Consider the following 6452-nt stretch of genomic DNA (forward strand, 5'->3'; position numbering starts at 1 on the left):
GCACGGGGATGACGTACTCGTAGCATTAGTCCAACCCCGCTTCCCGTGCCATGGCGCGAAGCGTCTTCAGTGCCAACGTCTGATAGTATACCGGATCGCGTTGCGCCGGGTCCTGCTCGGCCTCCGCGATGAGCCAGCCCGAGTAGCGGTGGCGCGCGGCGATGCGCAGCACCGCGGGGAAGTCCACGCAGCCCTCTTCGTCACCCGGTACCGTGAACACGCCGAGCCGGACAGCTTGAAGGAATGACAGCCCCTCCGCAAGCGCCTTGTCGCGGATGGCGGCACGAACGTTCTTGGCGTGAATGTGAACGATGCGGTCCATGTACCTTTCGGCGAGGGCCACCGGATCGGTGCCGGCGAAGGTCGCGTGTCCGGTGTCCAGAAGCAGCTTGGTGTTCGGTCCGGCGTGCGCCATGAAGGCCTCGACCTCGTCCAGGGTCTGCACCACCGTGCCCATGTGGTGATGGTAGGCCAGGTCGATGCCCAGGCCGCGGCAGTGGCTGGCCACGGCCTCGACGTCGGCGCAGAAGCCTTTCCAGCCGGACGCCGCGAGCTTCGGCCGATGGCCCAGCGGCGTGTCAGCCGCGCCGTGCACGGCACCGGTGCTTTCGCACGCGATGCACACCGTGCACCCCAAGGCCGCCAGCACTTCAAGGTGCGGCTGGATGGCCGCTTTCTCTTCCTCCACGGAGCGTTCGAGCAGCTTCAGCGAGTGCCACCCGGACACGTACGCCAGGCCGTAGCGGTCGAGGGTCGCCTTCAGGGTCGCCGCGTCGGAAGGGAACTTGTGGCCCTTCTCGATGCCCTCGAAGCCGATGCGGCCGGCGTCGCTCAGGCACTGCTCCAGCGGGATGTCGCCGCCCAGGCTGCGATCGTCGTCGTCGGACCAGGCGATGGGGTTGGTGCCGTAACGGATCACGCGGTTGTCCTCGTCCGGTCACTGGCGGGGATGACCGGCGGCGGGTCGAAACCGGGTCACGGCCGCCTCTTGGCTGGTCCCATCGGGGTCACGGACGCTTTCTCAGCGCCGCGACATAAGACTCGCGCGCCGCCGCCACCTCGGTCCGGTCCGACACCTCGGGGACGGCCACGTCCCACCAGTGGCCTCCGGCCTGAGTGCCGGCCAGTGGGTCGGTGTCGATGACGATCACGGAGGTCCGCTCGGCGGAGCGGGCCTCGACCAGGGAGGCTTCAAGCGACTCGATACCGTCCACGTGCGTCGCGATGGCTCCCATGGAAGCGGCATGGGCGGCGAAATCGATGGCCGACGGCGTCTGGTGCCGGGCGGTGTCCAGCAAGTTGTTGAAGCTGGCGCCCCCGGTGGCCAGTTGCAGCCGGTTGATGCAGCCGAACCCCCGGTTGTCCAGCACCACGACGGTGAGCTTGAGGCTCAGCATGACGCTGGTGGCCAGCTCCGAGTTCATCATCATGTACGACCCGTCGCCCACCACCACGACCACGTCGGCGTCCGGGCGCGCCATCTTGACTCCCAGGCCGCCGGCGATCTCGTAGCCCATGCAGGAGTACCCGTATTCCAGGTGGTAGTCGCCGCGGCGGGGCGAGCGCCACAGCTTGTGCAGCTCGCCGGGCAGGCCGCCGGCGGCGCACACGACGATGCCGTTGTCGGGCATGTTTCGCTGCACGGCACCGATGACCTGGGCGTCCGTGGGCAGGGCGTCACCCCCGGTTGCCGCGGTGACGGCGTCGACGGCGCGGTCCCAATCGCCCTTGAGCGCCGCGTGCGCCGGCGTAACAAGGCGATCGTCTGGATCGCGGTTGGGAGCGGCGGAAGGCGTAATCCGGCGTGGCTTGAACTCCTCGCCCGGGGTGGCAACGACCCGATCCTCCAGCACGGCGTCCAGTTCCTCCAGGGTCGTCCTGGCGTCGCCCACCACGGCCACGGCGTCATGCTTGGTGGCGTCGAACGCCGCCGCGTTGATGGTGAGCAGCCTCACGTCCGGGTTCTGGAACAGGCTCCAGGAGCCGGTGGTGAAGTCTTGCAGGCGGGTTCCCACCGCGAGGATCAGGTCGGCGGTCCGGGCGATCGCGTTGGCGCTCTCGGCGCCGGTGACACCGATGGCGCCCACGCTGCACGGGTGTGTCCACGGCAGCGCCGACTTGCCCGCTTGGGTCTCGGCCACCGGGATGCCGTGGCGCTCGGCGAACGCGGCCAGTTTCTCGCACGCATCCGAGTAGTGCACGCCGCCGCCGGCGATGACGAGCGGCGCCTTGGCGGCCCGCAGGGCTTCCGCCGCGCGCGCCAGTTCCCCGGTGTCCGGCCGTTGCCGGCGCATGATCCAGGCCCGCGGCTCGAAGAACGTTTCGGGGTAGTCGTACGCTTCGGCCTGGACGTCCTGGCACAGGGAGAGGGTCACCGGGCCGCACCCGGCCGGGTCGATGAGCGTCGCCATGGCGCGCGGCAGGGCCGTGAGCAGTTGCTCCGGGCGGGTGATGCGGTCGAAGTAACGGCATACCGGGCGGAAGCAGTCATTGGCGCTGACGGTGCCGTCCGCGAAGTCTTCCACCTGCTGCAGCACGGGGTCCGGGAGCCGGTTGGCGAACACGTCCCCGGGAAGGAACAGCACCGGCAGGCGGTTCACGTGCGCCACCGCCGCGGCCGTCACCATGTTGGTGGCGCCGGGGCCGATGGAGGAGGTCACCGCCATGGCGCGCTTCCGATTGTTGGCCTTGGCGAAGGCGATGGCCGCGTGCGCCATACCCTGCTCGTTGTGGCCGCGCCACGTGGGCAGCGCGTCGCCCGCCTGATACAGTGCCTCGCCCAGCCCGGCCACGTTGCCGTGCCCGAAGATTGCCCACACCCCGGCCACGAAGCGCTCGCCCTCCTCGTTGGTCTGGCCGCTCAGGTAGCGCACCAGCGCCTGCGCCGCCGTCATTCGGATCGTGCTCATGGGTTGTTTGTCCTTTATCCGTCATTCCCGCGGCTCGGCCTGGTAATGACTCCCAACGCAACGACGTATCCAAACGTCATTCCCGCGGAACAGAGTGTGTCAAAACTCCGCTTGGCCACGAGACGGCACCGCCACCCCGATTCGTCATTCCCGCGGAAGCGGGAATCCAGGGGTGGCGAGGCGGGGAAACGCCCCGTAGTGCCCCACCACCACCCCTGGATTCCCGCTTCCGCGGGAATGACGAATCGGGGGGTTGGCACCGATTCTTGCCCGGACGACGTTTTGACACAGCCTGGGAAGCGGGAATGACGGCATGGGGCAACGGTGCCATTCCGTGTCCACGCAGAGCCCTGACGCACCCTTTTTGGGGGCATGACGGATGTACTCTGTCGTAGCCATTGGGCTACCGTCCGTCGGCCCGCGCTTGGTCCCAGGCGTGGCATAGGCGTGCGAAGTTCTCCGCCATGCGTGTCACCGCTTCCTGATCATCCATACGGTCCGCCAGCCATGCGCGCGCTACCTTTCCGAATATCGTACGCCCGACGGCAAATCCTTTCACCATTTCGTGCCTGGCCGCCGCCCGGAAGCTTGTCTGCAATTCCTCGAACGGCGCGTCCAGTCCCAGCACTACGATGCCGCGGCAGTGCGGGTCGTGGGCTTCGATGGCGGCGCACGCCCGTTGCCAGGCGGTGTCCGACACCATGGGCTCCAGCTTCCACCAGTCGGGGAAGACCCCGATCGTGTAGAACCGCTCGATGACGGCGGCCGTGGTGGATTCGTCCACGGGTCCGAACTTCGACGGGATGATCTCCATCAGGAAGTCCAGGGCGTTGGTCCGGGCAGCCTCGGCCAACCGTTTGACCGTGGCCTCCTGGTCGGCGCGCAGTCCCTCCGGGTCGTCCGGGCGGTAGAGGCAGAGCGCCTTCACCACGTGCTCGGCGGGCCATTCCGCCAGCGCCGAGCCGAAGTCGTCGCCGATCTCCAGCCTGAGCGGACGAGACCCGGGCCGTTCCACCGGGCGTCCGATCCACAGCCCGGTGCCCGCCGCCGCGTATAGCGCGTCGCGGCCCAACCGGCCGTCGCACAGGATCCCGTAGCCGTCGCGCCCGTCCGCGACCCGGAGCGCCGCCTCCAGGCACAGGCGCTTGAATGCGCCGATGCGCTCCGTCCCGGCGCCGCCTTGCCCAGGCGTGGCGCCGATGGTGTGCGGCGTGGAACCGCCGTGTTCGGTCCCGGCGTCACCGTGCTCCGCTCCGGCGTTGTATTCCCGCGCCATGTCTTCAAACTGCGAACGGTGATCGAAGGCGAACACGTGCATGACGGGCCAGACCCTGGAGCGGTTGGTGGCCCAGTGCACCTGTTCCAGGCGTGCGTCGTGGCGCACCGCCGGGGTCGACGGCCCGTGCTCCAGGAAGTCGCGCAGCTCCACCTCGCTGGGATACGCCGGGGTGCAGCCGTGGCGCGATACCGCCAGCGCGCCGCAGGCGTTGGCGATGCGCAGGGTCCCGGCCCAGTCCTCGCCGGTGAGCCAGCCCTTGAGGAGCCCGGCCATGAAGCCGTCGCCCGCGCCGAGCACGTTGAACACCTCCACCGCGAACGCTTCGCCGCTCACCCCGTCGTCGAGGCTCGGGGGGATCGGTCCCTCGAAGGCGGTGGCGCCCCCGGCCCCGCGCTTGCATACCAGCGTCGCCTCCGACACCTCGCGCACCCGGGCCAGCGCGGCCACGGTGTCGGGCGCGCCGCCGGCGATGTGGAACTCCTCTTCGGTGCCCACGATGACGTCGAACCGCCCCAGGGTGCTCTGCAGCTTGGCGGTGACGGCGGTCGACTCGATGAAACGGTTCTCGCCGTCGCCGTGCCCGGACAGGCCCCACAGGTTGGGCCGGTAGTCGAGGTCGAGGACGGTCTTGGCCCCGGACGCCCGCGCCAGGTCCAGCGCCCGCAGGGTGGCGGCCTCGGTGCGGGGATGGGACAGGTGGGTGCCGGAAGCGAGCACGCAGCGTGCCTCGGCGATGAAGTCCGGGTCGATGTCGTCGGGCGACAGCGCCATGTCGGCGCAGTTCTCGCGGTAGAAGATCAGCGGAAAGCGTTCCTGGTCGCGGATGCCCAGCAGCACCAGGGCGGTGAGGCGCTCCGGGTCGGTGATGACCCCGCGTACGTCCACGCCCTCCGCGCGCAACTGCTCGCGGATGAACCGGCCCATGTGCTCGTCGCCCACCCGGGTGATGACCGCGGACCGCAACCCCAGCCGCGCGGCGCCGGCGGCGGTGTTGGTGGGCGAGCCGCCGATGTACTTGCGGAACGAGCGCATGTCCTCCAGGCGCCCGCCCACCTGAGCGCCGTAGAGGTCCACCGACGACCGCCCGATGGCGATGACGTCCAGTGTCCGGCTCACGCGCTGGTCCGTTTCATACGGTGCCTCCCAGCCAGCCCTCGAGTTGCGCCAGTTCCTGACCGCCAGCCATCACGTCCTGAGGCTCGTCGGCCTGGATCTCCCCGCGCATGGCTGTGCCCACGGTGGTGCCCCGGTTCAGCACCGTGTAGCGGTCGCCCACCGCCATGGCGTGACGCACGTTGTGGGTGATGAACACCACGCCGATGCCGGCCTTGCGCACGCGGTCGATGGTGGCCGGCACGTTGGAGGTCTGGAGCACTCCCAGCGCCGACGTGGGCTCGTCCAGGATCAGCCCACTGCACCGAGACGATGGCGATGGCGGCGAACCCGATCATCGACCCTACCGACAGGTCGAACTCGCCGGAGATCATCAGCAGACACGCGCCCCCGGCGATGATGGCGAGGCGGGGTTGGTGATGTAGTGGTTGACGCACAGAAACTTCTTGACGCCCGCCTTCTTGCCCTGCTTTTTCGGACACCGAATATAGACGGAATCATCGTCATTGAAAATAGAAAAATCGACCCCGGCCCCTCCGACAGCGGTTACCACGCAACCGCGCGGCACCGAAATTGCTTTCTCGTAGAGCCGTCCGTGGGCTCGATCCGACGGGCTTGACCCGCGAGCACCTTTCGAGGAACTACCCGATGCCGAGTCGTGTTCTGCTGATAGATGATCATTCACCTTCGAGGACCCTTCTGGCGCGTGTCCTGAACGAAGAGGGGTTCACGATCGTCGGCCAAGGGTCGAGTGGCGAGTCCTCGCTGTCCTTGGTTCGGCGAACGAAGCCCGACGTGGTTTTCCTGGCCGTGGGCCTCGTCGAGATGGACGGTATCCGTGCGGCTCGAAGAATCATGGACCAGAGCCCCGTCCCCATCGTCCTGGTCACCAACGACTACGAACGCGAGACCGTTGAGCGGGCAATAGCGGCGGGGATAGCGGCTTATCTCATCAAACCCTTGCGGCGGGAGGAACTCCGTCCGTGCATCGAGTTGGCGGTGTCGCGCCACGGGGAGATCCGTGCCCTGAAGCGGCAGAACGAAGATCTGAAGCACGCCATGGAGGTGCGCAAGGACATCGAACGGGCCAAGGGAATCCTGATGAAGAGCCGGGGACTTTCCGAGGCAGACGCCTTCGCCCTGCTTCAGAA

At 68.2% G+C, this 6452-nt stretch carries 4 protein-coding genes and 2 pseudogenes; 1 reads left to right on the forward strand and 5 read right to left on the reverse strand.

Translation table 11 applies throughout. The features are described from left to right. Positions 1-25: 25 nt before the first annotated feature. The 5 genes and pseudogenes from iolE to OXF11_10950 form a co-directional block, all read right to left on the reverse strand. Entirely contained in the window at positions 26-919 is an 894-nt protein-coding gene (iolE, locus tag OXF11_10930; protein MCY4487612.1) for a myo-inosose-2 dehydratase, read from the reverse strand. 88 nt (positions 920-1007) lie between these two features. Then, a complete protein-coding gene (locus OXF11_10935; GenBank protein ID MCY4487613.1) occupies positions 1008-2909 on the reverse strand; it encodes a 3D-(3,5/4)-trihydroxycyclohexane-1,2-dione acylhydrolase (decyclizing) in 1902 nt (633 codons plus the stop codon). Positions 2910-3312: 403 nt separating this feature from the next. After that, positions 3313-5304: a 5-dehydro-2-deoxygluconokinase gene (gene iolC, locus OXF11_10940; GenBank protein ID MCY4487614.1), complete on the reverse strand. Its 1992-nt coding sequence runs from the start codon at positions 5302-5304 to the stop codon at positions 3313-3315. A gap of 13 nt (positions 5305-5317) precedes the next feature. Next, positions 5318-5596 (reverse strand): annotated as a pseudogene (locus OXF11_10945) (sugar ABC transporter ATP-binding protein). Between the two features lies 1 nt (position 5597). Then, positions 5598-5711: pseudogene (locus tag OXF11_10950) on the reverse strand (ABC transporter permease). 238 nt (positions 5712-5949) lie between these two features. On the opposite strand from OXF11_10950, the gene OXF11_10955 reads away from it, so the two are divergent. Beyond that, on the forward strand, positions 5950-6452 hold a 503-nt coding region (locus tag OXF11_10955), incomplete at its 3' end, for a response regulator (GenBank protein ID MCY4487615.1).

It is taken from the genome of Deltaproteobacteria bacterium, assembly GCA_026712905.1.
Classification (GTDB): Bacteria; Desulfobacterota; Binatia; order UBA9968; family JAJDTQ01; genus JAJDTQ01.